Origin of the sequence: Corynebacterium meridianum, from assembly GCF_016342265.1 — a bacterium.
GTDB classification, from domain to species: Bacteria; Actinomycetota; Actinomycetes; order Mycobacteriales; family Mycobacteriaceae; genus Corynebacterium; species Corynebacterium meridianum.
In genome coordinates, this window is sequence record NZ_JAEIOS010000010.1 from 185,917 (window position 1) to 208,875 (window position 22,959).

At 65.1% G+C, this 22,959-nt stretch carries 22 protein-coding genes and 2 tRNA genes; 8 read left to right on the forward strand and 16 right to left on the reverse strand.

Annotated features, from left to right (window positions below; translation table 11 throughout):
* Positions 1-32 precede the first annotated feature (32 nt).
* Positions 33-1,046 (reverse strand): class 1b ribonucleoside-diphosphate reductase subunit beta, encoded by a 1,014-nt coding sequence (gene nrdF / locus JDV75_RS03160; RefSeq protein WP_198737799.1) that lies wholly within the window; start codon positions 1,044-1,046, stop codon positions 33-35.
* Positions 1,047-1,667: 621 nt separating this feature from the next.
* On the opposite strand from nrdF, the gene JDV75_RS03165 reads away from it, so the two are divergent.
* A complete protein-coding gene (locus JDV75_RS03165) occupies positions 1,668-2,171 on the forward strand; it encodes a ferritin (RefSeq protein ID WP_198737800.1) in 504 nt (167 codons plus the stop codon).
* A 72-nt stretch (positions 2,172-2,243) separates the two neighbouring features.
* Here JDV75_RS03165 and JDV75_RS03170 read toward each other — a convergent pair whose 3' ends face one another.
* Both JDV75_RS03170 and JDV75_RS03175 read right to left on the reverse strand, forming a co-directional pair.
* Entirely contained in the window at positions 2,244-2,813 is a 570-nt protein-coding gene (locus JDV75_RS03170; protein WP_198737801.1) for a gluconokinase, read from the reverse strand.
* Between the two features lie 10 nt (positions 2,814-2,823).
* Positions 2,824-4,224: a GntP family permease gene (locus JDV75_RS03175; protein ID WP_198737802.1), complete on the reverse strand. Its 1,401-nt coding sequence runs from the start codon at positions 4,222-4,224 to the stop codon at positions 2,824-2,826.
* Between the two features lie 345 nt (positions 4,225-4,569).
* Here JDV75_RS03175 and JDV75_RS03180 point away from each other — a divergent pair, with 345 nt between their 5' ends.
* Positions 4,570-5,292 (forward strand): FadR/GntR family transcriptional regulator, encoded by a 723-nt coding sequence (locus tag JDV75_RS03180; RefSeq protein ID WP_198737803.1) that lies wholly within the window; start codon positions 4,570-4,572, stop codon positions 5,290-5,292.
* A gap of 75 nt (positions 5,293-5,367) precedes the next feature.
* Here the strand turns inward: JDV75_RS03180 and nrdE are convergent, their stop codons facing one another.
* The 4 genes from nrdE to ykgO all read right to left on the reverse strand — a co-directional run bounded on the left by nrdE (position 5,368) and on the right by ykgO (position 9,071).
* Positions 5,368-7,524 carry a class 1b ribonucleoside-diphosphate reductase subunit alpha gene (nrdE, locus tag JDV75_RS03185; RefSeq protein WP_198737804.1) on the reverse strand — a complete coding sequence of 719 codons (2,157 nt, stop codon included), beginning with the start codon at positions 7,522-7,524 and terminating at the stop codon, positions 5,368-5,370.
* 69 nt (positions 7,525-7,593) lie between these two features.
* Positions 7,594-8,052 carry a class Ib ribonucleoside-diphosphate reductase assembly flavoprotein NrdI gene (gene nrdI, locus JDV75_RS03190; RefSeq protein WP_198737805.1) on the reverse strand — a complete coding sequence of 153 codons (459 nt, stop codon included), beginning with the start codon at positions 8,050-8,052 and terminating at the stop codon, positions 7,594-7,596.
* A gap of 205 nt (positions 8,053-8,257) precedes the next feature.
* A complete protein-coding gene (gene nrdH / locus JDV75_RS03195; RefSeq protein ID WP_198737806.1) occupies positions 8,258-8,491 on the reverse strand; it encodes a glutaredoxin-like protein NrdH in 234 nt (77 codons plus the stop codon).
* Between the two features lie 457 nt (positions 8,492-8,948).
* On the reverse strand, positions 8,949-9,071 hold the full coding sequence (gene ykgO / locus JDV75_RS03200; RefSeq protein WP_012732041.1) for a type B 50S ribosomal protein L36: 123 nt from the start codon (positions 9,069-9,071) through the stop codon (positions 8,949-8,951).
* A gap of 260 nt (positions 9,072-9,331) precedes the next feature.
* On the opposite strand from ykgO, the gene nadE reads away from it, so the two are divergent.
* A complete protein-coding gene (nadE, locus tag JDV75_RS03205; RefSeq protein ID WP_198737807.1) occupies positions 9,332-10,180 on the forward strand; it encodes an ammonia-dependent NAD(+) synthetase in 849 nt (282 codons plus the stop codon).
* Between the two features lie 24 nt (positions 10,181-10,204).
* On the opposite strand, the gene JDV75_RS03210 is transcribed toward nadE, so the two are convergent.
* The 4 genes from JDV75_RS03210 to JDV75_RS03225 all read right to left on the reverse strand — a co-directional run bounded on the left by JDV75_RS03210 (position 10,205) and on the right by JDV75_RS03225 (position 14,031).
* A complete protein-coding gene (locus JDV75_RS03210; RefSeq protein ID WP_336244280.1) occupies positions 10,205-10,993 on the reverse strand; it encodes a fructosamine kinase family protein in 789 nt (262 codons plus the stop codon).
* Positions 10,971-11,393, reverse strand: coding sequence for a pyridoxamine 5'-phosphate oxidase family protein (locus tag JDV75_RS03215; RefSeq protein ID WP_198737808.1), 423 nt, complete (start codon positions 11,391-11,393; stop codon positions 10,971-10,973). Before JDV75_RS03215 ends, JDV75_RS03210 begins: the two co-directional genes overlap by 23 nt.
* A 153-nt stretch (positions 11,394-11,546) precedes the next feature.
* On the reverse strand, positions 11,547-12,554 hold the full coding sequence (locus JDV75_RS03220; RefSeq protein WP_198737809.1) for an MDR family oxidoreductase: 1,008 nt from the start codon (positions 12,552-12,554) through the stop codon (positions 11,547-11,549).
* A 64-nt stretch (positions 12,555-12,618) separates the two neighbouring features.
* Positions 12,619-14,031: an MFS transporter gene (locus JDV75_RS03225; protein WP_198737810.1), complete on the reverse strand. Its 1,413-nt coding sequence runs from the start codon at positions 14,029-14,031 to the stop codon at positions 12,619-12,621.
* A gap of 159 nt (positions 14,032-14,190) precedes the next feature.
* Here JDV75_RS03225 and JDV75_RS03230 point away from each other — a divergent pair, with 159 nt between their 5' ends.
* Positions 14,191-14,847: a TetR/AcrR family transcriptional regulator gene (locus JDV75_RS03230; protein ID WP_198737811.1), complete on the forward strand. Its 657-nt coding sequence runs from the start codon at positions 14,191-14,193 to the stop codon at positions 14,845-14,847.
* A gap of 89 nt (positions 14,848-14,936) precedes the next feature.
* Here JDV75_RS03230 and JDV75_RS03235 read toward each other — a convergent pair.
* From JDV75_RS03235 to pgm, 5 genes are all read right to left on the reverse strand, one after another.
* Positions 14,937-15,009 (reverse strand) — tRNA-Ala (locus JDV75_RS03235).
* 79 nt (positions 15,010-15,088) lie between these two features.
* Positions 15,089-15,161 (reverse strand) — tRNA-Ala (locus JDV75_RS03240).
* A gap of 124 nt (positions 15,162-15,285) precedes the next feature.
* Positions 15,286-16,047 (reverse strand): thioredoxin domain-containing protein, encoded by a 762-nt coding sequence (locus JDV75_RS03245; RefSeq protein WP_198737812.1) that lies wholly within the window; start codon positions 16,045-16,047, stop codon positions 15,286-15,288.
* Positions 16,048-16,191: 144 nt separating this feature from the next.
* Positions 16,192-16,635, reverse strand: a complete 444-nt coding sequence (locus JDV75_RS03250) for a MauE/DoxX family redox-associated membrane protein (RefSeq protein ID WP_418884372.1) — start codon at positions 16,633-16,635, stop codon at positions 16,192-16,194.
* Positions 16,636-16,873: 238 nt separating this feature from the next.
* Positions 16,874-18,532, reverse strand: a complete 1,659-nt coding sequence (pgm, locus tag JDV75_RS03255; RefSeq protein WP_198737813.1) for a phosphoglucomutase (alpha-D-glucose-1,6-bisphosphate-dependent) — start codon at positions 18,530-18,532, stop codon at positions 16,874-16,876.
* 261 nt (positions 18,533-18,793) lie between these two features.
* Here pgm and JDV75_RS03260 point away from each other — a divergent pair, with 261 nt between their 5' ends.
* From JDV75_RS03260 to JDV75_RS03275, 4 genes are all read left to right on the forward strand, one after another.
* The gene (locus tag JDV75_RS03260; protein ID WP_198737814.1) at positions 18,794-20,212 is read left to right on the forward strand and encodes an alanine/glycine:cation symporter family protein; all 1,419 of its coding nucleotides are present in this window, start codon (positions 18,794-18,796) and stop codon (positions 20,210-20,212) included.
* A gap of 250 nt (positions 20,213-20,462) precedes the next feature.
* A complete protein-coding gene (locus tag JDV75_RS03265; protein ID WP_198737815.1) occupies positions 20,463-21,881 on the forward strand; it encodes an alanine/glycine:cation symporter family protein in 1,419 nt (472 codons plus the stop codon).
* Positions 21,882-21,942: 61 nt separating this feature from the next.
* Positions 21,943-22,296: a fluoride efflux transporter family protein gene (locus tag JDV75_RS03270; RefSeq protein WP_198737816.1), complete on the forward strand. Its 354-nt coding sequence runs from the start codon at positions 21,943-21,945 to the stop codon at positions 22,294-22,296.
* Positions 22,293-22,640 carry a FluC/FEX family fluoride channel gene (locus JDV75_RS03275; protein WP_198737817.1) on the forward strand — a complete coding sequence of 116 codons (348 nt, stop codon included), beginning with the start codon at positions 22,293-22,295 and terminating at the stop codon, positions 22,638-22,640. Before JDV75_RS03270 ends, JDV75_RS03275 begins: the two co-directional genes overlap by 4 nt.
* The last annotated feature ends 319 nt before the right edge of the window (positions 22,641-22,959 follow it).

Genomic DNA, 22,959 nt, shown 5'->3' on the forward strand with positions numbered 1-22,959 from the left:
TTCAGCCGGGGCGGGGCCCTCCGTCGGAACCGTCAGAAATCCCAGTCGTCATCTTCGGTCGACTCGGCCTTTCCTATGACATAAGAGGAACCCGATCCGGAGAAGAAGTCGTGGTTCTCGTCGGCGTTCGGCGAGAGCGCCGAGAGGATCGCGGGCGAGACCCGGCACTCGTCGGCCGGGAAGAGCGCCTCATACCCGAGATTGTTCAGCGCCTTGTTGGCGTTGTAACGGAGGAAGCGCTTGACGTCCTCGGTCCACCCCAGATCGTCGTAGAGGTCCTCGGTGTAGCCGATCTCGTTGTCGTAGAGGTCGTAGAGAAGGTCGAAGGTGTATTCCTTGAGCTCGTCCCGCTCCGCCTGGGTGAGCTGCTCCTGCCCCTTCTGGTACTTGTAGCCGATGTAGTAGCCGTGGACGGCCTCGTCCCGGATGATCAGCCGGATGACGTCCGCGGTGTTGGTCAGCTTAGCGTGACTCGACCAGTACATCGGGAGGTAGAACCCCGAGTAGAAGAGGAAGGACTCGAGCAGGGTCGAGGCAACCTTCCGCTTCAGGGGATTGTCACCCTCGTAGTACGAGAGGATGATCCGGGCCTTCTTCTGCAGCGCCTCGTTCTCCTCGGACCAACGGAAGGCGTCGTTGATCTCCTGGGTCGACGCCAACGTCATGAAGATGGATGAGTAGCTCTTGGCGTGGACCGATTCCATGAAGGCGATGTTCGTGTACACGGCCTCCTCGTGCGGGGTGAGCGCATCCGGAATCAGCGACACCGCGCCGACCGTGCCCTGGATCGTGTCCAGCATCGTCAGGCCGGTGAACACCCGCATGGTGGTCTGCTGCTCTAGCGCGTTGAGGGTGTTCCAGCTCTTGATGTCGTTGGACAGCGGCACTTTCTCGGGCAGCCAGAAGTTGCCGACCAGCCGGTCCCAGACCTCGAGGTCCTTGTCATCGGGAATCGTGTTCCAGTTGATCGCGGCTATCGGACAGGGCCGGGCCTCTGGATGCTTCTCCCGGTGCGCCGGGGTGGAGGGGGGACAGTCCTGGGCCATGTGCATTCCTTTACTGACGGATCTTCTTCTCTGCCGACGCGGCGCGGAGATCCCGCACCACGGGGCCAACCGGGGACACGGTCGCGGCGACCTGGCCCGAGAGTTCGGCGGTACGACATCCGCGATACCGGTTCCGGGTCGACCATACCGCTTCGGTGGGCCCGGGTGGGCGCCCACCCTCCCGCCATTCCTCTGCGTTTCCCCGGACCGGCGACGCTTCGCCGGTCGAGAACACACCTCCCAGTGCATCTCCAACCGCCGGATAAATATGATTTGCAACACATAGGTTGCCCTGACCTGCGCTTTTCCGAAGCCCGCCACAGTGCCGCCCCACCCATTGCGCTGCGCGCGTAGGATCGTCGCGGATGCAGGCAGTGTCCGGCATCAGAATTGCTATGGTATGACTTCCAACACCCCCGGTGTGCAGGACGTTTATACGGCAGACAAAGTGATGAACATCTCTCCCAAACCCCCCGGTTTGGGGTCCCCTAACGGACTTGTCGAGGCCATTTTTCAACCTCGGATCCGTCGCCAAACTAAGCCATACCAAACCCGAAAATACGAGTTAAGCTGGGCTTTACTTACATGCGAAGCCCAAGGGAGTGTCTTACCATGAGAAACATGAAAATCAACACGAAGCTTGAAACGGAAATGAACAAACAGGTCACCGCTGAGCTGGAGGCGGCGATGACCTACCTGCAGCTGTCCTACCTCCTGGACAGCCTGGGGCTGACCGGGATGCGGGACTGGATGAAGGCCCAGTCCGAGGAGGAGATGGGTCACGCGCAGCGTTTCGCCGACCACATGCTGGACCGCGACTGCATCCCGTCCGTGGGTGTCATCAGCGCCCCGGATCTGAAGATCGATTCCGCAGCCGACGCCTTCGAGGCCGCACTGAAGCACGAGCAGAAGGTCTCCGGAATGATCCGCGACCTCACCCGTCTCGCCGCCGAGGAAGGCGACCTCGACTCCCGCCCGCTGCTGGACTCCTTCCTCGCCGAGCAGGTCGAGGAAGAGGCCACCTGCAAGGAGATCCTCGACCGCCTGCGTCTCGCCGGCAACGACGGATCGGGCGTTCTCCGCATTGACGCCGAACTGGGCCAGCGCACCAGCGACACCCTCTGATCCCACTCCAGGCGACAGACGCCGGGCTCCGTCCACCCCAGTGTGGACGGAGCCCGGCTTTTCGTTTTTCCGTCACCCTCCGACGCGTCGACCGCGTGGACTCCGACCTGTGGCACGGCGGACGACCGAAACGACATCCTCCACAGTTCCGACATTCTCGACCGTGATTCCAGGTTCCCCGTCCGCGAGCGGTTCGAGCGTCTCCAGCTGTGACTCCAGCAGGGCCGCCGTCATGAAGTGCCCGGTCCGCTCGTCCAGGCGTTTTCTCGTGAGCGCGGGATCTGCGGTGAGGTGGATGAACCATACAGACCCCTCAGCCCCCGCGAGAATCTCCCGGTAGGAACGGCGGAGGGCCGAACAGGCCACGGCGGTCGACGCACCGGACGTCGCACGGGAGGTCATCCAGTCCCGTACCGCCAGCAGCCACGGATGCCGGTCCCCGTCGTTGAGCGGCTGACCGCACGCCATCTTCCGGACGTTCTCCGCACTGTGCAGGTCGTCGGCGTCGATCATCTCGAGGCCACAGGCTTCCGCGTAGGCGCGGGCCACCGTGGTCTTGCCGCATCCCGACACCCCCATCACAACGACGTGGTCCGGTGGAAGATGACCTGCGCGAACGACCGGTCCGGACTCGCCACGCATGGCCCCTCCCCTAAACAAGGTGTCCACCGATCAGGTAGACGGCTACGGCGCAGCCGAATCCGATCAAGGCGATCAGCGTCTGGTTGACCGTCCAGGTCCGCAGCGTCGTCGCGGGGTCCATTCCCATGAGCCGGCCGACCAACCAGAACCCGGAATCGTTGACGTGCGACGCCGCCACAGAGCCCGCCGCGGTCGCGAGAACGATGGCGGCGAGCTGTACACCGGTGAGCTCCGCCGCGGCCACCGCGGGCGCCATGAGGGCCGCTGCGGTGGTCAACGCCACCGTCGCGGACCCCTGCGCCACGCGAAGCGCCAGGGCCGCGAGGAACACCGCGAGAATCAACGGCACCCCGAGACCGCCGAGCGTCTCAGCGAGCGCATCCCCGATTCCGGTCGCCCTGAGAACGCCGCCGAACATACCGCCGGCCCCGGTCACGAGTATCACCGAGGCAACCGGGGCCAGAGCCCCGTCGAACACACGCTCGACGGAGTCTCGTGACATCCCCTGTAGAACTCCGAGCACGACCGCGGCGACGAGAGTCGTGATCAGCAGTGCGACCGGTGTGGAGCCGAGGAACCGCAGGGCCTGCACCCACACAGCACCCGGGTCGACCCAGCCTTGCGCACCCGCCATATCCAGGCCGGTGTTGCCGAAGATGAGGATGAGCGGCAGCACCAGGATCGCGAGCACCGTACCCGTACCGGCAGGCCTCCCGGGCAGCTCACCGTCGGGGGTCTCCGGCCCTCCGGTCAGGAGGTCCGGTACGGCGAGCGGGAATCGTCTGCCGCAGTACAGGCCCCACCTGTAGCCCGAGAGGTACCAGACGGGGAACACGACGATGAGTCCGAGGAGCAGGACGAGACCGAGGTCCGCGTCATACAGTTCCGCGGCCGCGATGGGACCGGGATGCGGGGGCAGGAAAACGTGCATGACGCTGAAGGCACCGGCTGCAGGGATCCCGTAGCGCAGGACCGGCTCCCCCAGCCTGCGGGCTACGGCGAACACGACGGGCAACATGACGATCAGGCCCGCATCGAAGAAGATGGGGAACCCCATGATCAGGGAGGCGATACCGAGAGCGAGTGGCGCGTGGGCGTCCCCGAAGGAACGGGTCAGCGATTCAGCCAGACTGCGGGCTCCTCCGGAGGTCTCCACGAGGCGACCCAGCATGGCGCCCAACCCGACGAGTAGCGCGACCCCGGCGAGCGTCTTCCCGAAGCCCTCGGTCATCGTGGGCAGAACGGCGGCCACCGGCAACCCCGCGGCGAGTGCGGTACCCGCCGATACGAGGATGAGAACCAGAAAGGCGTGCATCTTCAGTCGGATCACGAGGAAGAGAATGACCACTATCGCCGCCACCGCGATCCCCAGGAGCGGTACGGTACCCATCGTCTGCTGCCAGGTTTCCATCAGGATTCTCCATCATTGTCGCGCCTGTCGGGTACGTCACAACAGACGGCTTTCCCGTCTCATGTCTCCCCTTTACTGTCCGTTCTTGGTGGGAAAAACACAAGATTTAGTAGCATCATTTCCCAAAGTTCCCCCCTTTCGGGGCTGTTAAAATATCGGGTGACCAGCACAAGTGCACTCGCCTCCCCCATTGTGGGCCACCCGCCCCCCGACGAGTGATGGTCGAACCTGTGAGCCAGTTATGCTGAATCACACATTAATGACACCGGAGCTTGGTAATCACCCGAACGGTATGACACGGACGCCCGGACAACCGCCTTCCACGGAAGCAGAGAAGTTCCCACAATGACCGCACGCACACCGACCCGTCCACCACTGCTGGACAGCGTCCTCGACAAGCTCGGTTCCGAGATTGTCAGTGGCCAACTGGCCCCGGGACAGACCTTCACCCTGCACGACATCTGCAAACGATTCACCATCTCCCGGACCGTCGCCCGGGAGACGATGCGGGCGCTGGAGCACCTTCATCTGGTCTCCTCCTCACGGCGGATCGGCCTCACCGTGCAGGCACCGTCCGAGTGGGAGGTGTTCGACAGCAACGTCATCCGTTGGCGCCTGGAGTGCCCGACCGAACGAACGGGTCAACTCGCATCCCTGACGAGTCTCCGCGAAGCGGTGGAACCGGTCGCGGCCAGATCGATGGCGCAGTCCGGTTCACCCGCTGAGCGCGCCCGGCTCCGGGAGCTGGCGGCCACGCTGCGACGCCTCGGACACGAGGGCCGCGGCGCCACCGCGGAGTTCCTCGAGGCCGACATCGAGTTCCACACCCTCATGCTCGTCGCTTCCCGGAACGAGATGTTCGCGGCGCTCTCCCCGACGGTCGCCGCCGTCCTGGCCGGTCGCACCGATCTCGGCCTCCAGCCGGAGTATCCCAACGACGAGGCCATGGACATGCACGAGGCGCTGGCGGACGCGATCCTCCACGGCGATCCGGCAGAGGCCGAGCGCCAGGCCCGAGCCCTGGTCACCGAGGTCGGTACCGCGCTCGCCCTCCGGGAAGGTGCCTGACCCGGAACCACGCACGAAAAAGCTCCCCACCGGAATCAACCGGTGGGGAGCTCGCTCTGACGGCTCGGCCGCGGATCAGAGCATGCAGCTCACACAGCCCTCGACCTCGGTCCCGACGAGTGCCGTCTGGCGGAGACGGATGTAGTAGATGGTCTTGATCCCCTTGCGCCAGGCGTAGATCTGGGCTCGGTTGATCTCCCGGGTGGTGGCCGTGTCCTTGAAGAACAGCGTCAGGGAAAGCCCCTGATCCACGTACCTGGTGGCGACGGCGTAGGTGTCGATGATCTTCTCGTACCCGATCTCGTACGCGTCGGCGTAGTACTCGAGATTGTCGTTCGTCATGTACGGCGCCGGGTAGTAGACGCGACCGATCTTGCCCTCCTTGCGGATCTCGATGCGGGAAGCGATCGGGTGGATCGATGACGTCGAGTTGTTGATGTAGGAGATGGAACCCGTCGGCGGAACCGCCTGCAGGTAGCGGTTGAACATGCCGTGCTCGGCGATGTCCGCCTTCAGCTGCGCCCACTCCTCCGCGGTCGGGGTGTGGATCGTCGATGCGGCGAACAGCTCCTTGACCCGGGCGGTCTTCGGCTCGAACTCCGCCGGATCGTAGCGGTCGAAGAAGCTCCCGTCGGCGTAGTCGGAGGTCTCGAAGCCCTCGAAGGTCTCGCCGCGCTCGCGTGCGATCTCCATGGAGGCGCGGAGACACTCGTACATCACGGCCGCGAAGTACGCGTTGGTGAAGTCGAGGCCCTCCTCGGACCCGTAGTGGATCCGCTCACGGCCGAAGTAACCGTGCAGGTTCATCTGACCGAGACCGATGGCGTGTGCGGCCTCATTCCCCTTGCGGATCGACGGCACCGAGTCGATGGAGGTCTGCTCGCTGACCGCGGTCAGGCCGCGGATCGCGGTCTGGATGGTCGCGGAGAAGTCCGGCGAGTCCATGGCCTTGGCGATGTTCATGGAACCGAGGTTGCAGGAGATGTCCTCGCCGATGTGCTCGTAGGTGAGGTCCTCGTTGTACGTCGACGCCGTGGAGACCTGCAGGATCTCGGAGCAGAGGTTGGACAGCGTGATGCGCCCCTCGATGGGGTTGGCCCGGTTCACGGTGTCCTCGAACATGATGTACGGGTAGCCGGATTCGAACTGGATCTCGGCGAGCGTCTGGAAGAATGCACGCGCGTTGATCTTGGTCTTGCGGATCCGGGGATCCTCGACCATCTCGGCGTAGTGCTCGGTGACGGAGATGTCGGCGAAGGGTTTGCCGTAGACGCGCTCGACATCATAGGGCGAGAACAGGTACATGTCGTCGTTGTTCTTCGCCAGCTTGAACGTGATATCGGGGATGACGACGCCGAGGGAGAGGGTCTTGATCCGGATCTTCTCGTCGGCGTTCTCGCGCTTGGTGTCCAGGAACTTCAGGATGTCCGGGTGGTGCGCGTTGAGATAGACGGCACCGGCCCCCTGCCGTGCACCCAGCTGGTTGGCGTAGGAGAACGAGTCCTCGAGCAGCTTCATCACGGGGATGACACCGGAGGACTGGTTCTGGATCTTCTTGATCGGCGCACCGGCCTCACGGAGATTGGACAGCAGCAGGGCCACGCCACCGCCGCGCTTCGACAGCTGCAGCGCGGAGTTGATGGCACGCCCGATGGACTCCATGTTGTCCTCGATACGCAGCAGGAAGCAGCTGACGGGCTCGCCGCGCTGGGCCTTGCCGGAGTTGAGGAAGGTCGGGGTGGCCGGCTGGAACCGGCCGGTCATGATCTCGTCGACGAGCTCGCGGGCCAGATCCCTGTCACCGGCGGCGAGGGTCAGCGCGACCATGCACACACGGTCCTCGTAACGCTCCAGGTAGCGACTGCCGTCGAACGTCTTGAGGGTGTAGGACGTGTAGTACTTGTAGGCACCCAGGAACGTCTGGAACCGGAACTTGTGGGCGTACGCCTGCTTGAACAGTGCCTTGATGAACTCGAAGTCATACTGCTCGACGACCTCGCGCTCGTAGTAGTCGTTCTCGAGGAGGTAGCGGAACTTCTCCTCGAGATCGTGGAAGAACACGGTGTTCAGATTCACATGCTGCAGGAAGAACTGGTTCGCGGCCTCACGGTCCTTGTCGAACTGGATCCTGCCCTCATCGTCATAGAGGTTCAGTAGGGCGTTGAGCGCGTGATAGTCGAGCTTGTCCGCCTTCTGCACGGGTTCAGCCACGGTCTTTCCGATCTCTGACATGTCTCTCCTGGTGGGGCCGCGTCCGCGGCCGGCTATCGATATTGAATGGGAAAAAGAATATTGGGTGTACTAACCTGCGGCAGCCGCGGATCGGTCGTCCGTGTGCGGCACGAGACCGAGGGACGGCCCGTGCGCCTCGAGGCCGTGGCGCAGTGTGGCGACGTCCTCGGGGGTCCCCATGAGTTCGAAGCGGTAGACGAAGGGCACGCCACATTTAGCCGAGATGACGTCGCCCGCGCGGGCGTAGTCGGCACCGAAGTTGGTATTGCCGCTGGCGACGACCGCGCGGAGCAGCCCACGATTGTGCGGATTGTTGAGAAAGCGGATGACCTGGGAGGGAACCGGGCGCGACTCGTGGCCGGCGACCGAGGCTCCCCCACCGTAGGTCGGACAGATGAGCACGTACGGCTCATTGACGATCAGTGGTGGATCCGTCCGTCGGAGCGGGATGCGGGCGCTCGGGAGACCCAGATGGCCGACGAAGCGGTGGGTGTTCTCTGTGACGGATGAGAAGTAGACGACGAGCATCGTCGATGGTCACTCCCTTTCCGGTGCTGGCGACCGTGGACTTCCTGGAACTGTCCCCACTCCGGCGGGTCACCTTCGCCGGATGCTGGGATGGGTCGGTCCCGTGCGGGGCGGAGACTATGCGAAAGCCGCGCAGTGGGGCGGCTGTGACTGCCCTCCGCGCGGCTCTGTACCTTCACTCACATTCCGCGTTCCCGCCTGACCTTCAGGCCACCTGTGCCGCCAGGCCACGGATACGCTCCGGACGGAAACCGGACCAGTGCTCGCCGTCGACCTCGACAACCGGCGCCTGCAGGTAGCCCAGCGCCATCACGTAGTCGCGGGCCTCATCGTCGAGGCTGATGTCGACGAGCTCATAATCGAGACCAGCACGGTCCAGAGCCTTCTTGGTGGCGGTGCACTGCACACATGCGGGCTTGCTGTAAACGGTGATGGCCATGAGTGGACTTCCTTGTGTGTTCGAGGCTTGTTCGTCTGCGTCCGAGCGGTGGCTCACGCTGCCGTTGGGCGACTGTCAGGGTCTCCACCGGGATGTGCGGCGACGATCCGCCGGTCCAGCCGGTGACAGATACGAACACTATACTTTGTGGTCACCAAGGGCAAGTGGCCCACCATGTAGTAGTTCAACGCCCTAAACTCCCAGCAAACACATACCCGGAGACACAACATCTGCCCTTACTGCGGCGCGTGAAATTACACGCTTGTCGCCCACCCTGAACCCCCTCACGGCATTTCCCCAGCTCACCCCCGCGCACGTTATCAAAACGTTACATTTGGGCCTTCCCCCGAATTCTCCCCCGCGACAGTGATGAATACGGGACGAATGCGGAAGGACCGGGCAGACGACCGGATCACTCCAGCCGCCTGCCCGGTCCTCACCGGGATGACGCGTCCGCTCAGCCCTGGCGGGCCTTGAAACGCGGATCCTTCTTGTTGATCACGAACACCTTGCCGTGACGACGCACGACCTGGGCGCCCGGCTTGTTTTTCAGCGACCGAAGTGACTTGCGGACCTTCATCGGGCGCTCCTTTCTCTCCTGCGCGTGGACCGGCGGACAACCGGTTTATCTGCTTCTCTGGCGGGTTCCGGTCCCGTCACCGACTCAGCACTGTCTCTGAAATGATTCGTACTGCTGCCTGGTGACGTCGTAGGACGGCCTTGCCATGACACGAGGCATCATACTATCGGACAGGAACCCGTGGGACAAACCAGGGGCGGAGGCCCGGGCGCGGTCGGTGCCGGAGGCCCTCCACGCACCGCCCACTACACTGGGCTGTCATGAACCCAGAACAGCAACGCACCCGAGACTCCATCGTCGCCGCCCTGCACACGAAGCCGGAGATCGACCCCGCGCGGGAAGTCGAGGAGCGCGTAACCTTCCTCGCCGAGTACCTCCGTTCCACCGGGCTGCCCTGCTACGTCCTGGGAATTTCCGGGGGCCAGGACTCGACTCTCGCCGGCAGGCTCGCACAACTCGCCGTCGAACGCCTCCGGGATTCGGGCACGGAGGCCACGTTCTACGCTGTCCGCCTCCCCTACGGTGTCCAGGCCGACGAGGACGACGCGCAGACCGCACTGAAATTCATACGCCCCGACCATGTGCTCACCGTCAACATCGCGGACACCGTCGACGCCCTCGACACCGCGGTCTCCGCGGCTCTGGGCACGCCGGAACTGGGTGACTTCAACAAGGGCAACGCCAAGGCGCGCGCCCGGATGCTGGCACAGTACGCCATCGCCGGAGAGAAGGGCGGCCTCGTGATCGGCACCGATCACGCCGCAGAGAACGTCACCGGCTTCTTCACCAAGTTCGGGGACGGCGCAGCGGATCTTCTGCCCCTGTTCGGGCTGTCGAAGCGGCAGGGCGCAGCCCTCCTCGAGGAACTGGGCGCCCCGAGCTCGACCTGGACGAAGGTCCCCACCGCGGACCTGGAGGACGACCGTCCCGCACTCCCCGACGAGGAGGCACTGGGCATCACCTACCGGCAGATCGACGACTACGTCGAAGGCGCAGACGACGTCGATGTTCCGGATGCGGCCGTGCAGCGTCTGGAGCACCTGTGGCGGATCGGGCGGCACAAGCGGGCCCTTCCGGTGACCCCGCAGGACACCTGGTGGCGGGAATGACCCGACAGCGTTAGGGGAACCGTGTCAGTCGCCCAGCACCCGGAGGGTGTCTTCGGCGGCCCGCCGGAGTTCCGGCCCGTAGGCGGGCCCGTGGGTCTGGGCGTGTACCGCGAGCGGGTGCAGTTGGTGGATCGGGGTCGAGGTGTCGAAGTCCGGGTCGGCACCGGACTCCTCGGTGTAGCCTCGCCGGATCTCCCCCAGGTACGGGGCCCCGAAGAGAGCGAGCATCGCCAGATCGGTTTCCGGGTGCCCGCCGTGGGCGGCCGGATCGATGAATACCGGGCCGTCCACATTGAAGAGTAGATTTCCGGCCCACAGATCCCCGTGGATCCGCGCCGGTTCCACGTCCCAGCGGTGTCCGCGTATCGCACCGCAGGCCCGGTCGACCAGGTCGAGGGTCTCCGTCGCGATGTTGCCCTTCCGGTGCGCCGCGCGGGCGAACGGGAGAACCCTCTGGCCGGTGTAGAACGCCGCCCAGTCATCGGTGGGCTCACATTTCTGCGGGATCGACCCGATGTAGTTCGTGTCGGCCCAGGTTTCACCGTCCGGCGCGGGCGGGCAGCCGAAGGCTTCTGCGCCGGCGGCATGGATGCGCGCCAGTTCCCGTCCGGCCCGGTGCGCGGCCTCCGGGGTCGCCGGTGCCGCCTCGACGAGCCGGGTGGTGATCGTCGCGCCATCGGTACCGAGGACCTCGACGACGCAGTGGCTGGCCTCACGCAGCCACCTGAGCCCGGCGGCTTCCGCGCCTGCGGCGTCCGCCGACGGGGCGTGTTTGGTGAAGCCCACGGGATCAGTAGCGCTCGGGTTCGTCACCGAGGCGGAACTCCCGTCCGTTGATTTCCCTGGGGGTGATGCGGACGTAGTTGTACTTCAGGGTGGGCAGCCACGGCTTGAGCGGCAGGGTGTCCGCGTGCTGGACCTCCGCGTTGGTCTTCAGCAACTGACCGTCGCCCTTGACCACGACCGACCAGGCGCGCCCGTCGGCGACCTCGTCGGCCTCGAAGAGGACGTCGTGGTTGAGCTCGATCGTGAACAGCTTGGAGCCCTCGGCGGTACGGAAGTAGATCTGGCCTTTATCGATCACGAAGTTCACCGGGAAGATGTCCATGTCATCGGAGCGGCGTACGACGACCCGACCGAGATGGACACGCTTCAGACGCTCGGCGCACTCATCTTCGTTCAGGACCGTGATGACGTCATCGTTGTTTTTCATATCCCCATTGTTCCACCGAAACGACGCGCGGGGGTGGGAGGCATCTGTGACAATCGCCCCAACCGGGGGTGTGAATCCGGTCCGAGCTGCCGATGTCGCCCGTTCCGGCGGCGGAACAGGAGGTCACGATGCGCCCGAATGGGGGCCTGGTGTTCAGGCGCTGACATCTATGACCGTGCGACCGGCGAGCTTTCCGGCCAGCAGTTCCTCGCCTGCCTGCACCACGGAGGAGAGGGGGCGGACCGTGGTGATCCGGTCGAGTGCCGTCAGGTCGAGGTGCTCGGACAACAGCTTCCAGGCCTGCTCCCTGAGTTCCAGCGGTGCGTCCACCGAGTTGATCCCGAGGAGTTTCACCGCCCGCAGGATGAACGGCATGACGGTCCCGGGGAGATCTGCACCATGGGCCAGGCCGCAGGCGGTGACCACCCCACCCCAGCGGACCTGCGCGAGCGCGTTGACCAGCGTGTGGGAACCCGCCGCGTCGATCGCACCGGCGTAGCGCTCGGACTGCAGCGGGCGCCCGGGCTGCGCGAGTTGGGCCCTGTCGATTATCTCCGCCGCGCCGAGCTCCCGCAGCATGTCGGAGTGTTCCGTCACCCGGCCCGTCGCGGCGACAATGTCGAAGCCGAGGCTCGCGAGAAGGAGGATCGCCGTGGTGCCCACGCCGCCCGTCGCCCCGGTCACGAGTATCGGACCGTCCTGCGGGCGCACACCCGCGCCGGTCAGCGCGTCGACGGAGAGCGCCGCGGTGAATCCCGCGGTGCCGATCGCCGCGGCGCGGAGCGTGCTGATGTTCTCCGGGATGCGGACGGTCGAGGCGGAGTCGACCCGCAGTTTCCCGGTGTACCCACCGGCCCGGGTCTCCCCCAGTCCTGCGCCGTTGACGACGACGCGGTCCCCGGGGGCAAATCTGTCCGAACCACTGTCGACGACGATTCCGCAGGCGTCGATGCCCGGCACCAGGGGCAGCGTGCGCGCGACACCCTTCGTCCCGCGGAGAGCGAGCGCGTCCTTGTAATTGAGGCTGGAGTAGGCGACATCGACGAGGAGGTCACCGTCCCCGTACACGGTGTCATCCTCCGTGATCATCCGGGAGCTGACGACGGTGCCGTCCGGATTGTCTGGGTCGGTGCGACGGTCAACGATGATGGTGGGGGTCATGACTCCAGTCTAAGCCGGACATTTCCGCCGCGCCGCCCGGAATACCGCTCCGGGGCAGTCGGATTCACTCCTCGGTCCGGACCAGCGCCCACGCCACCACGGCGCCGACAAGAGCCATCCCGCACACGAAGATGTAGATCCTGCCGGTGGCCGCACCGAGCCCGTCCAGAAGACTCGCGTGGGGGCCGGCCAACACGCCCGTGAACACCGTGCCGAGGGCCACCGTGCCCACGGACGCCCCGATCGGGAAGAAGCTGTTGAGGAGTCCGGTCGCCATCCCGACCTGGTTGATCGGCACCGAGGTGGTCGCCACGTTCATCAGGGGCGTGTTGACCAGGGCGTTGCCCATTCCCCAGATGATCGTTCCCGGGATCAGCCACGGCGGGTCGTGCAGTGCGGTCACCTGCCACACGAACAGCACCGAGGCGACGGCTATGAGCACCCCGCCGACAGCCAGAACGCCACCGGCGGGGTACCTCCCCTGGAGCTTCCCGGCCGCGATGGATCCCACCATGGCGCTGGCACCGAGCGGGAAGAGCAGGAATCCCGTCTGCAGGGGCGTGTACCCGTGCCCCTGCTGCAGATACAGCATGAAATAGACGACGGCCCCACCGGTGATGAACCGGTTGATCACCGCGGTCAGGGAGATTCCGAGGAACGTGCGGTGGGTGAGCAGCCGGAGATCGAGAACCGGGGCGGCACACTTCAGTTCCCGGAGGGTGAACAGCGCCAGCAGGACGACGGATGCACCGAGCAGCGCGACCACCGTGCCGTGGGTCCAGCCGTCCTCCTGGGCGCGGGTCACCCCGTAGTTCAAGGCGAGGAGGGCGCCCGCGAGGAGTCCAGCTCCGACCAGATCGAAGGGGTTGGGGTCCCGCTCCCGGTCGTGGTCCGCGGGCAGGTAGCGGACGGCGACCAGTACAGTGAGCACGCCGAGCGGGAGGTTGATCAGGAACATGGAACGCCAGCTGAATGCGTCGACGAGCAGTCCGCCGATCACCGGCGAGAGCACCGCGGAGATCCCGACCGCCCCGCTCCAGATGGCGATGGCCATCGTCCTGCGCTCCCCGTCGAAACACCGCGCCATCAGCGGCATCGCGTTCGCGAACATGACGGAGGCGGCGATGCCCTGGACGGCCCGGAATCCGATGAGCGCCATCATCGACGGTGCGACACCACAGGCGACCGAGGCCGCGGTGAACGCAGCGATTCCGACCATGAACATCCGCTTGCTGCCGAGCCGGTCACTCAGTGCCCCGGCCGGCTGGATGAGTGCACCGAACGCCAGCGAGTAGGCCACGACGATCCACTGCATCCTGCTGAGGCTGGCGTCCGTGAGGTCTTCGGCGATCGCCGGAAGTCCGACCGCCACGATCATCATGTCCGCGACCATGAGCGAAGAAGCCAGAACCACCGCGGTGAGCGTCCACTTCTCGGCGGCGGTGTACCGGGTCTTCGCCGTCTGTTCCTGCGTCATCTTTTTCCCCGTTCTGCCGGGTGTCCCTCGCGACACCATTGCCCACAGGGTAAGGTAAGCCCTACCTATTTGCAATAGGATGTTTCAAATTACTCGTCACCCTTTGACGAAGGTAGAATCGGAGCCACGACACCCCACGGTGACGCAGTGAGGAGTTCCATGGGTACCAGAGGCCCCGGCAGACCGGCGCAGCTCAACCGGGCCGACATCGAACGCGCCGTACTCACCCTCGGATTCAACGACGCGACAACCACGGCCATCGCCCGACACCTCGGGGTCGACCAGTCCTCGCTCTACCGGCACATCGGTTCCCGCCGTGAGCTCCTCCGTAGCGCCGTCGACCGGGCCATCGCGGAACATCCCCGCGAGTTCACCCACACCACGTGGCGTGAATACCTCACCGGCGTAGCCGAACTGAACTGGTCACTACTCGCCGGCCACCCCGGAATGGCGGCCGCCCTCTACACACTCGAGGACACTCCCCCACGGAGCATCACCGAACTCACCGAGGAATCGACGCAGGTTCTGCACCAGACATACGGCTGGGCGATCCGCGACGCACTGCTCGTCCTCGATTCACTGACGGACATGACGGCGGACACCGTCAACCGTACCGAACGGCTGCTGACCTCAGATTCGGAGGCGGGAAACGACCGGACGGCCCACGATCTGCTCGACCGGTCCGGGTTGTCCCCGGCGCTGACCGAGGCGCTGGCACGGATCCTCGATGAGGGCCTGGAGCGGTGGTGGCGGCGCAAGGTTGAACTGCTTCTCGACGGTGCGCAACGCCTCGCCCCGCACAACGGCAACGGATGACGGAACTCCCGGCCCCCTGCCGGGCGGGCACGACGATGACTGGGGGCACCCCACCATTCGGCGGGGCGCCCCCAGTCATCGTCAAAAAGTGGAGCTAAGGGGACTCGAACCCCTGACCCCCACACTGCCAGTGTGGTGCGCTACCAGCTGCGCCATAGCCCCTCATATGAAATTGCCGCGTCCACGGACCGGAGTCCGGGACCGTGATCCGGCCGATCCGTGGATCGTTTCCGGTTCACAGTGGAGCTAAGGGGACTCGAACCCCTGACCCCCACACTGCCAGTGTGGTGCGCTACCAGCTGCGCCATAGCCCCTCATTGAGACTCCTCCAATCTACATGGGGGTCCTGCGGCGACCAAATCGCCTGTTCCGGATGGCCGGAACGAACAGATGGAAGGCTCCACAGGGAGCCTCCCACCTACTTTTCGGACCGGGGGATCACTTGGTGACCGTGTCCACCCAGTTCTTCAGGTCAACGTCCTTGCCGTCACGCACGATACGCGGGGAGGAAACCGTACCGGTCTGCTCCTTCAGCTTATCGGCGTTCGCGGAGGCGATCTTCTCGAACTCGTCCTGGCCTTCACCAGCCAGGATCTTGTCGGCGAGTTCCTCATCGGCTCCGAGCCGCTTGGCCGCGTCGGCCAATGTGACGTAGTTCCACTTGTCGAAGATCTTCCGCTGGTTCTCCAGCAGCGCCTTCCGGTAGTTCCAGTACAGTTTGGCGTCGCCGCTGTCGGCGACGATCATCGCGGCGGTACCGGAGATCGTGGAGTGTCCGTCGTCACCGCCTGCCACGAAGTTCAGGGGATGGATGTTGACGATCAGTTTGCCTGCGGTCACGGCATCCTTCATCTCACCGTCGGTGGCCTCAGCGAGTTCCGAGCAGTGCGGGCAGGAGTAGTCCTCGTAGAGATCGACAACCGGGGTGTCCCCGTCGGCCGAATCAGCGGACAGTCTGACATAGCCGTCGCGGTGTTCGATGTTGAACTCCACGGCCTCGGTGTTACCCGGCTCGATCTCAACGGCCTCGGTCTCCACCGCATCCGTTCCGTTGGCGGAGGTTGAGCTCGATGCCGGTGTCTTGCCGTCGCCGGAGGTGATGATGTAGCCGATAACGATTGCCGCGACGACCAGTACAGCCGCCAGCGCCCAGAGGAAACCGTGCCCCTTCTCATTCGGGGACTTGATCTTCGTACTCACGTTCTTTGAACCCTTACGGTCGAATTGGATGTTCGGCACACACGATGGGAGACCTGTGCACCCGGGCGGATCTCCCCGCATTCCTGGCCGTGGGGAGCCCCGTGGGAAGCGTCACGACACTCCCTGACCAAGCAGCCTAGTCGTTCAGCCGCGAAGGGCGAACCTCCGGAACGGCCAGCGAAACACCACCCAGGCCAGCACCAGGAACGCCATGTCCCGGAGGATCTCCGAGAGATAGGACCACCAGGTGACAGCCCCGTCGGCACCGCCGCCACCGAAACAACCGCAGTCGATGGACAGTCCACGGGCCCAGGCCGAGCCGATGCCCACGATGAATAAAAGAAGCAGGATCTGCGAGATGAAGGCGCTGAAGCGGAGGAAGAGTCCGATCAGGAGGAACACACCGAGAACGAGTTCACCGATGGGCAGGATGATCGCGATGAGATCCGCCGTGTCGTCGCTGAACAGTTCGTAGGAGCGCACGGCCAGCCGCGTCGACATGGGATCGGTGAGCTTCTGCCAGCCGCTGTAGAGCCACACGGCCGCGAGTGCCAACCGCGCGAGCGCCGACACCACATCGAGGGCGATCGAGCGGCTGTCGTATTTGGCCGGGACGAACTCCGGCTTCGCGGCCTCGATGTGTGCCGCAGGATTCACCGGAGTCTTCTTCATATTGTTGGTCACACCCGACAACACTAGCGCAATCCGTACCTCCCGCGCCGGACTCCGGCAGCCTCGACACCGACTCCGTCGCGGAAACAATCCCGAGATGAGCGGCCGGGAAGTGGCACGTGTCCACTCCCCGGCCGCGGAGACCGGGACCGGATCAGTCGCCCAGGACCTCGGCAACCAGTTCCTGCGCCTGAGCCTGGACCTCCGCCAGGTGGTCGGCGCCGCGGAAGGACTCCGCGTAGATCTTGTACTTGTCCTCCGTGCCCGAGGGTCGCGCCGCGAACCAGGCGGAATCCGTGGTCACCTTGAGGCCACCGATCGGCGCACCGTTGCCGGGCGCCTCCGTGAGCTTCGCGGTGATGGCCTCCCCGGCGAGCTCCGTCGCCGTGACGTCATCCGGCGAGAGCTTCTTCAGCACCGCCTTCTGCTCCCGGTTCGCCGGGGCGTCGGTACGGGCGTAGACGGGGCTGCCGAACTTCTGCTCCAACTCGGCGTACCGCTCGGACGGGGTCCTGCCCGTCGCCGCGGTGATCTCGCTCGCCAGCAGGTCCAGAATGATGCCGTCCTTGTCCGTGGACCACACCGAACCATCCCGGCGCAGGAAGGACGCGCCGGCGGATTCCTCGCCGCCGAAGCCGATCGTCCCGTCGATGAGGCCCGGGACGAACCACTTGAAGCCGACGGGAACTTCGACGAGGGTCCGTCCGAGATCCGCGACGACCCGGTCGACCATCGAGGATGACACGAGGGTCTTGCCGACGTTGATCCGCTGATCCCAGTTGTGGCGACGGCGGAAGAGGTAGTCGATCGCCACCGCGAGATAGTGATTCGGGTTCATCAGGCCCGCGTCCGGGGTGACGATGCCGTGCCGGTCGGCGTCGGCGTCATTTCCGGTCGCGAGATCGAAGTCGCCGCGGCTGGCCACGAGTGAGGCCATGGAGTTCGCGCTCGAACAGTCCATCCGGATCTTGCCGTCGGTGTCCAGGGTCATGAACCGCCAGGTCGCGTCGACGCGGGGATTGACGACGGTGAGGTTGAGGCCGTGTGCGTCGGCGATCGCGCCCCAGTAGTCGACGGCCGCGCCGCCCATCGGGTCCGCGCCGATGGTCAGGCCCGATTCCCGGATGACCTCCATGTCGACGACGTTGGGGAGATCGGCGATGTAGGTGTCCAGGTAGTTGTGCCGTCCGCACCGCCGGTCGAGCACACCGGAGACCGGCGTCCGGTGGACCCCGTCGAGTCCCGCTCGGAGAAGCTCGTTCGCCCGAGCCGCGATCCAGTCCGTCGCGTCGGTGTCGGCCGGGCCTCCGTTCGGCGGGTTGTACTTGAATCCGCCGTCCCGGGGCGGATTGTGGGACGGGGTGATGATGATCCCGTCGGCACGCCGTGGATCGGTGCCCGTCACACCGCCGTTGAGCTTGGCGTTGTGGGCGAGGATCGCGTGCGAGACCGCGGGCGTGGGCGTGTAGCGGCCGCGGTCGTCGACGAGCACCGGGATCTCGTTGGCGATGAGCACCTCCAGCGCGGAGACCATCGCGGGTTCGGACAAGGCGTGGGTGTCCCGCCCGATGTAGACGGGCCCCCCGATCTTCTCCTTGACGCGGTAGTCCACGATCGCCTGGGTCGTCGCGAGGATGTGGTTCTCGTTGAAGGCCGTGTCCAGCGACGAACCGCGGTGCCCCGAGGTACCGAAGGCGACCTGCTGGTCCGGGTCCTCCACGTCCGGGATTCGGGTGTAGTACGCGGTGACGACCTCCGCGATGTCGATGAGGTCACTGTCTAGGGCGGGCTGGCCTGCGCGATCATGTGCCATGGCGGTGGAGGGCTCCTTACATATTCAGGGTGTCGGGCGGGCGCGTCGGAGACAACGGTGGTGGCACCCGTCCCCGGGTCCACCTCAATCTTCCCCCTAATTGGTCCGACGCGCAGGAAAACACCCCCCGACCCGGCGCCCCCGGGCGCCATAACGGAAAGACTCCGACACACTACGGACACCACAGGGGTGTTATACGGGGGCGCCCCGTCCGGGGTTGTCCCTTTGATCAGCTGAACAGAACCTGTAGTTTCCTAAAACATGTCCACGCTCAATGATCTGCTCACGACACTATCCGGCATCATCTGGGGCCCCTTCCTGCTCATTCCGCTCCTTCTCGGAACGGGTCTCTATCTGACGATCCGACTCCGGGGCCTGCAGTTCCGTGCACTCCTGCTGGGCCTGCGCCACGGATTCGTCGATTCCAACGACAACGACGGCGAGGGCGACATCCCCAACTACCAGGCGTTGACCACGGCGCTCGCGGCGACGGTCGGCGTCGGAAACATCGTGGGCGTGGCGACCGCACTCTCTGTCGGTGGCCCCGGCGCCCTGTTCTGGATGTGGATGACGGGTCTCGTGGGCATGGCCTCGAAGTACAGTGAGGCCTACCTGGGCGTCCGCTTCCGCGTGACGGATGCGAAGGGCAACCAGTCCGGCGGCCCCCAGTACTACCTGAAGCGCGGCATCAAGGGATCGCTCGGCCGCTGGCTCGCACTCTCCTTCGCGGTCCTCACCCCGATCGCGGCCCTCGGCATCGGAAACATGACCCAGGCCAACGCCGTGGCCGCGGGCATGCAGGACACCTTCGGCGTGGACCCCTGGGTGTCCGGCGTGCTGATGTTCGTGTGCACCGGCACCGTCCTCCTGGGGGGCATCCGGGCCATCGGAACCATCACCTCGGCCTTCGTCCCACTGATGATCATCCTCTACATCGGCGGGTCGCTCATCGTGCTGTTCCGCAACGCCGCCGACATCCCCGCGGCAATCGGTCTGATCTTCACCGACGCATTCACGGGCACCGCGGCGGTCGGCGGATTCGCCGGTTCCGCGATCATCCTCGTGCTCCAGATGGGTGTCGCCCGCGGTATCTTCTCCAACGAGTCCGGTATCGGTACGGGCGCCATCGCGGCCGCCGCCGCGAAGACCTCGCACCCGACGCGCCAGGCGTTGGTCTCCATGACGCAGACCTTCATCGACACCATCGTCGTCGTCACCTTCACGGGCCTGACTATCATCACCACCGGAGCGTGGGATCTGGGCAAGGAGAACGCCAACATCATGACCGCCGAGGCCTTCTCCCGGGGCCTGCCCGGCCAGTGGGGCGGCACCATCGTTTCCATGTCCGTCGTGTTCTTCGCTTTCTCCACCATTCTGGGCTGGTACTACTACGGCGAGCGCTGCCTCCAGTCGCTCTTCGGATCACGCTCCACGGTCCCCTACCGGATGATCGCGACCGTGTGTGTCTTCATCGGTGCAGTGTCCGAACTGACCCCAATCTGGACGTTCTCCGATGTGGCGAACGGCCTGATGGCCCTGCCGAACCTCATCGGTCTGCTGATCCTCTCGGGCCTCGTCGCCAAGGAGACGACGGCCTATCTCAGGTTCGACCCCGATCTGCACAGGTCTCCCGAGGAATGCCAGGACTTCCTCGCGCGCCAGGGCATGGACTGGAAGTAGTCTCCGGCCACTGACACACCGGCCGCACGACGCCCCCGCACCCGGCAAAGGTGCGGGGTCGTCGACATGAGCGGGGGTAGCAGTTCATCTGCCCCCGGGTCATCACCGCTATGGGCCGAAAACACTCGACCACCCGTGACAACGCCGCATCTGGCCGCGGTCACACAGTGAGCACACCACCGCAACGAGGGGGTGCAGAATTTCTGAAGTAACTCGGCCCACTACCTGTCACACGGTAGGTTAGACCGTCATGACCAGCTTAAACGAGTTTCTGACCGCTCTGGACAGGATCGTCTGGGGGCCGTTCCTCCTGCTACCGCTGCTCCTCGGAACCGGTGCCTTCCTCACCTTCCGGCTCCGCGGAATTCAGTTTCGCGCCCTCGGGCGCGCGCTCCGCCACGCCTTCCTGGATAAGGATGAGGACGAGGGAAACGGGGACATATCGAAGTACGAGGCCCTCACCACCGCCCTGGCCGCGACCGTGGGCGTGGGCAACATCGTCGGCGTCGCCACCGCCATGTCGATCGGTGGCCCCGGATCACTCTTCTGGATGTGGATGACCGGGCTGCTCGGGATGGCATCCAAGTACACCGAAGCCTTCCTAGGATCTCTCCACCGAGAGACGGACACAAACGGCAAGCAGGCCGGCGGACCGCAGTACTACCTGCGCAAGACCATCAAGGGACCGATGGGCGGCTACCTGGCCACGTTCTTCGCCGTCGCCACCGCGATCGCGGCCTTCGGTATCGGGAACATGACGCAGTCGAATGCGGTCGCGGCGGGTATGGAGGATTCGTTCGGCATCCCGCCGTGGGTCTCGGGCGCAGTGATGTTCCTCATCGTCGGAGTCGTGCTGTTCTTCGGTATCGAGGCAATCGGCAAGGTCACCTCGGCGTTCGTCCCGCTGATGATCGTCATCTACATCGCCGCCTCGACATGGGTTCTCATCGCCAACATCGACCAGATCCCGGGGGCGTTCGCCCTCATCCTCACCGACGCCTTCACCGGTACCGCCGCCACCGGCGGGTTCGCCGGAGCGGGGATCATCATGGCGATGCGCATGGGTGTCGCCCGTGGTCTGTTCTCGAACGAGTCCGGAATGGGTAGCGGCGCCATCCCGGCTGCCGCCGCAAAAACGCTGCACCCCGTGCGTCAGGGCCTCGTCTCCATGACCCAGACGTTCATCGACACGCTCGTGGTCATCACGTTCACCGGACTGGTGCTCATCGTGACCGGTGTCTGGAACCACGGCGAGAACGCCGCCAACCTGATGACCTCCGAGGCCTTCGGTAACGGGCTCCCCGGCACCTTCGGAGATGAACTCGTCAGCATCTCGATCATCTTCTTCGCGTTCTCGACGATCCTCGGATGGTCCTACTACGGCGAACGCTGCATGATGAGTGTCTTCGGACCCCGTTCATCGATGTGGTACCGGCTGGTATTCACCGTCGCGGTCTTCATCGGTGCGGTCACGGAGCTGACCACCGTGTGGACCTTCTCCGATCTGGCGAACGGCATGATGGTGCTCCCGAACATCATCGGGATACTCCTTGTCTCCGGGTTCGTCGCGAGTGAGACCCGCGCGTATCTCCGTTTCGACCCGCAGCTCCGGGCCTCTGCCGCGGACATCGAGAAGTTCCTCGAACGCCGGGGAATGGACTGGACCTGACCGGCCGCACACCGACGGCCCCGGGGTTTTCTCCCCGGGGCCCGGTGTATCGTATTCCAACATGAAGCCAACCATCCAGGTGGCTGCAGGAGCGGCGCTCGGCGCAGTTCTGCGCTGGTTCGTGATCCTCGCCCTCGGCCCCGGCATGCAGCCGTTGATCGCCGTCAACACGCTGGGATCCTTCCTCATGGGATGGCGTAAACCCGGTCCCTTCCTGGGCACGGGGCTCCTCGGCGGGTTCACCAGCTTCTCCACCTTCGCCGTGCTCCTCACCGAATCGGATCCGCCGCTGGCCGCCGCCTATCTCACGGCGACCCTGGTCAGCTGCATCGGCGGCTGGCTGCTCGGTGATTTCGCCTCGGGACGCACCTTCAGCGGCCGTCCGACCACACACCCCGGGGAGGTCGTCGAATGAGCCTCGAATCGTTGCTGCTCGTCGCGGCAGGGGCCGCGTTCGGCGGTGTGGGACGCTACTGGCTGGGCAGGCTCCTCCCCGAGCTCTACGGCACGCTGGCGGCGAACACCATCGCCTGTTTCCTCCTGGGGATCATCACCTCGGCCGAGACGGTCCACCTCAGTCCGGGGACGACGCTCCTCGCCGGAATGGGCTTCAGCGGTGCGCTGTCCACCTGGTCGACGTTGGCCAAGGAACTCGGCGAACTGATCAGGACCGGACAGAACGTCCGCGCCCTGCGTTACGGCGTCGCGACGATCGTGCTCGGTATCCTCGCTGTACTGTCCGCGTCCCTCGTCTTCTAGCCGGCTGCCGGCTAGACGTTGTGTGGAATACGGGGATTCCCGGGAGCCGGGTTCGGGTGCGGGCCGGTGCACGCCGAGCCCCCTGCAAACACCAGACCGGGCCGGCCACCCCGACCAACCGTCACGCAGTCACCACACCCCGAACCCGCTGACCGACACCGGGCCGGCGCCACACAAAAACGCACAGCACAAAGCACCGGCCCGGGCGGACATTCCTGTCAACCCGGGCCGGTGCCCTTATTGTTCTGTGAAGTTGTAGTGTCGGCGGTGTCCTACTCTCCCACACGCTCCCGCATGCAGTACCATCGGCGCTGGTGGG

Excerpts from the sequence above, each read along its gene's own strand:
- nrdF (WP_198737799.1), bottom strand. The coding sequence starts at position 1,046 with ATGGCCCAGGACTGTCCCCCCTCCACCCCGGCGCACCGGGAGAAGCAT.
- JDV75_RS03165 (WP_198737800.1), top strand. The coding sequence starts at position 1,668 with ATGAAAATCAACACGAAGCTTGAAACGGAAATGAACAAACAGGTCACC.
- JDV75_RS03170 (WP_198737801.1), bottom strand. The coding sequence starts at position 2,813 with ATGCGTGGCGAGTCCGGACCGGTCGTTCGCGCAGGTCATCTTCCACCG.
- JDV75_RS03175 (WP_198737802.1), bottom strand. The coding sequence starts at position 4,224 with ATGGAAACCTGGCAGCAGACGATGGGTACCGTACCGCTCCTGGGGATC.
- JDV75_RS03180 (WP_198737803.1), top strand. The coding sequence starts at position 4,570 with ATGACCGCACGCACACCGACCCGTCCACCACTGCTGGACAGCGTCCTC.
- nrdE (WP_198737804.1), bottom strand. The coding sequence starts at position 7,524 with ATGTCAGAGATCGGAAAGACCGTGGCTGAACCCGTGCAGAAGGCGGAC.
- nrdI (WP_198737805.1), bottom strand. The coding sequence starts at position 8,052 with ATGCTCGTCGTCTACTTCTCATCCGTCACAGAGAACACCCACCGCTTC.
- nrdH (WP_198737806.1), bottom strand. The coding sequence starts at position 8,491 with ATGGCCATCACCGTTTACAGCAAGCCCGCATGTGTGCAGTGCACCGCC.
- ykgO (WP_012732041.1), bottom strand. The coding sequence starts at position 9,071 with ATGAAGGTCCGCAAGTCACTTCGGTCGCTGAAAAACAAGCCGGGCGCC.
- nadE (WP_198737807.1), top strand. The coding sequence starts at position 9,332 with ATGAACCCAGAACAGCAACGCACCCGAGACTCCATCGTCGCCGCCCTG.
- JDV75_RS03215 (WP_198737808.1), bottom strand. The coding sequence starts at position 11,393 with ATGAAAAACAACGATGACGTCATCACGGTCCTGAACGAAGATGAGTGC.
- JDV75_RS03220 (WP_198737809.1), bottom strand. The coding sequence starts at position 12,554 with ATGACCCCCACCATCATCGTTGACCGTCGCACCGACCCAGACAATCCG.
- JDV75_RS03225 (WP_198737810.1), bottom strand. The coding sequence starts at position 14,031 with ATGACGCAGGAACAGACGGCGAAGACCCGGTACACCGCCGCCGAGAAG.
- JDV75_RS03230 (WP_198737811.1), top strand. The coding sequence starts at position 14,191 with ATGGGTACCAGAGGCCCCGGCAGACCGGCGCAGCTCAACCGGGCCGAC.
- pgm (WP_198737813.1), bottom strand. The coding sequence starts at position 18,532 with ATGGCACATGATCGCGCAGGCCAGCCCGCCCTAGACAGTGACCTCATC.
- JDV75_RS03260 (WP_198737814.1), top strand. The coding sequence starts at position 18,794 with ATGTCCACGCTCAATGATCTGCTCACGACACTATCCGGCATCATCTGG.
- JDV75_RS03265 (WP_198737815.1), top strand. The coding sequence starts at position 20,463 with ATGACCAGCTTAAACGAGTTTCTGACCGCTCTGGACAGGATCGTCTGG.
- JDV75_RS03270 (WP_198737816.1), top strand. The coding sequence starts at position 21,943 with ATGAAGCCAACCATCCAGGTGGCTGCAGGAGCGGCGCTCGGCGCAGTT.
- JDV75_RS03275 (WP_198737817.1), top strand. The coding sequence starts at position 22,293 with ATGAGCCTCGAATCGTTGCTGCTCGTCGCGGCAGGGGCCGCGTTCGGC.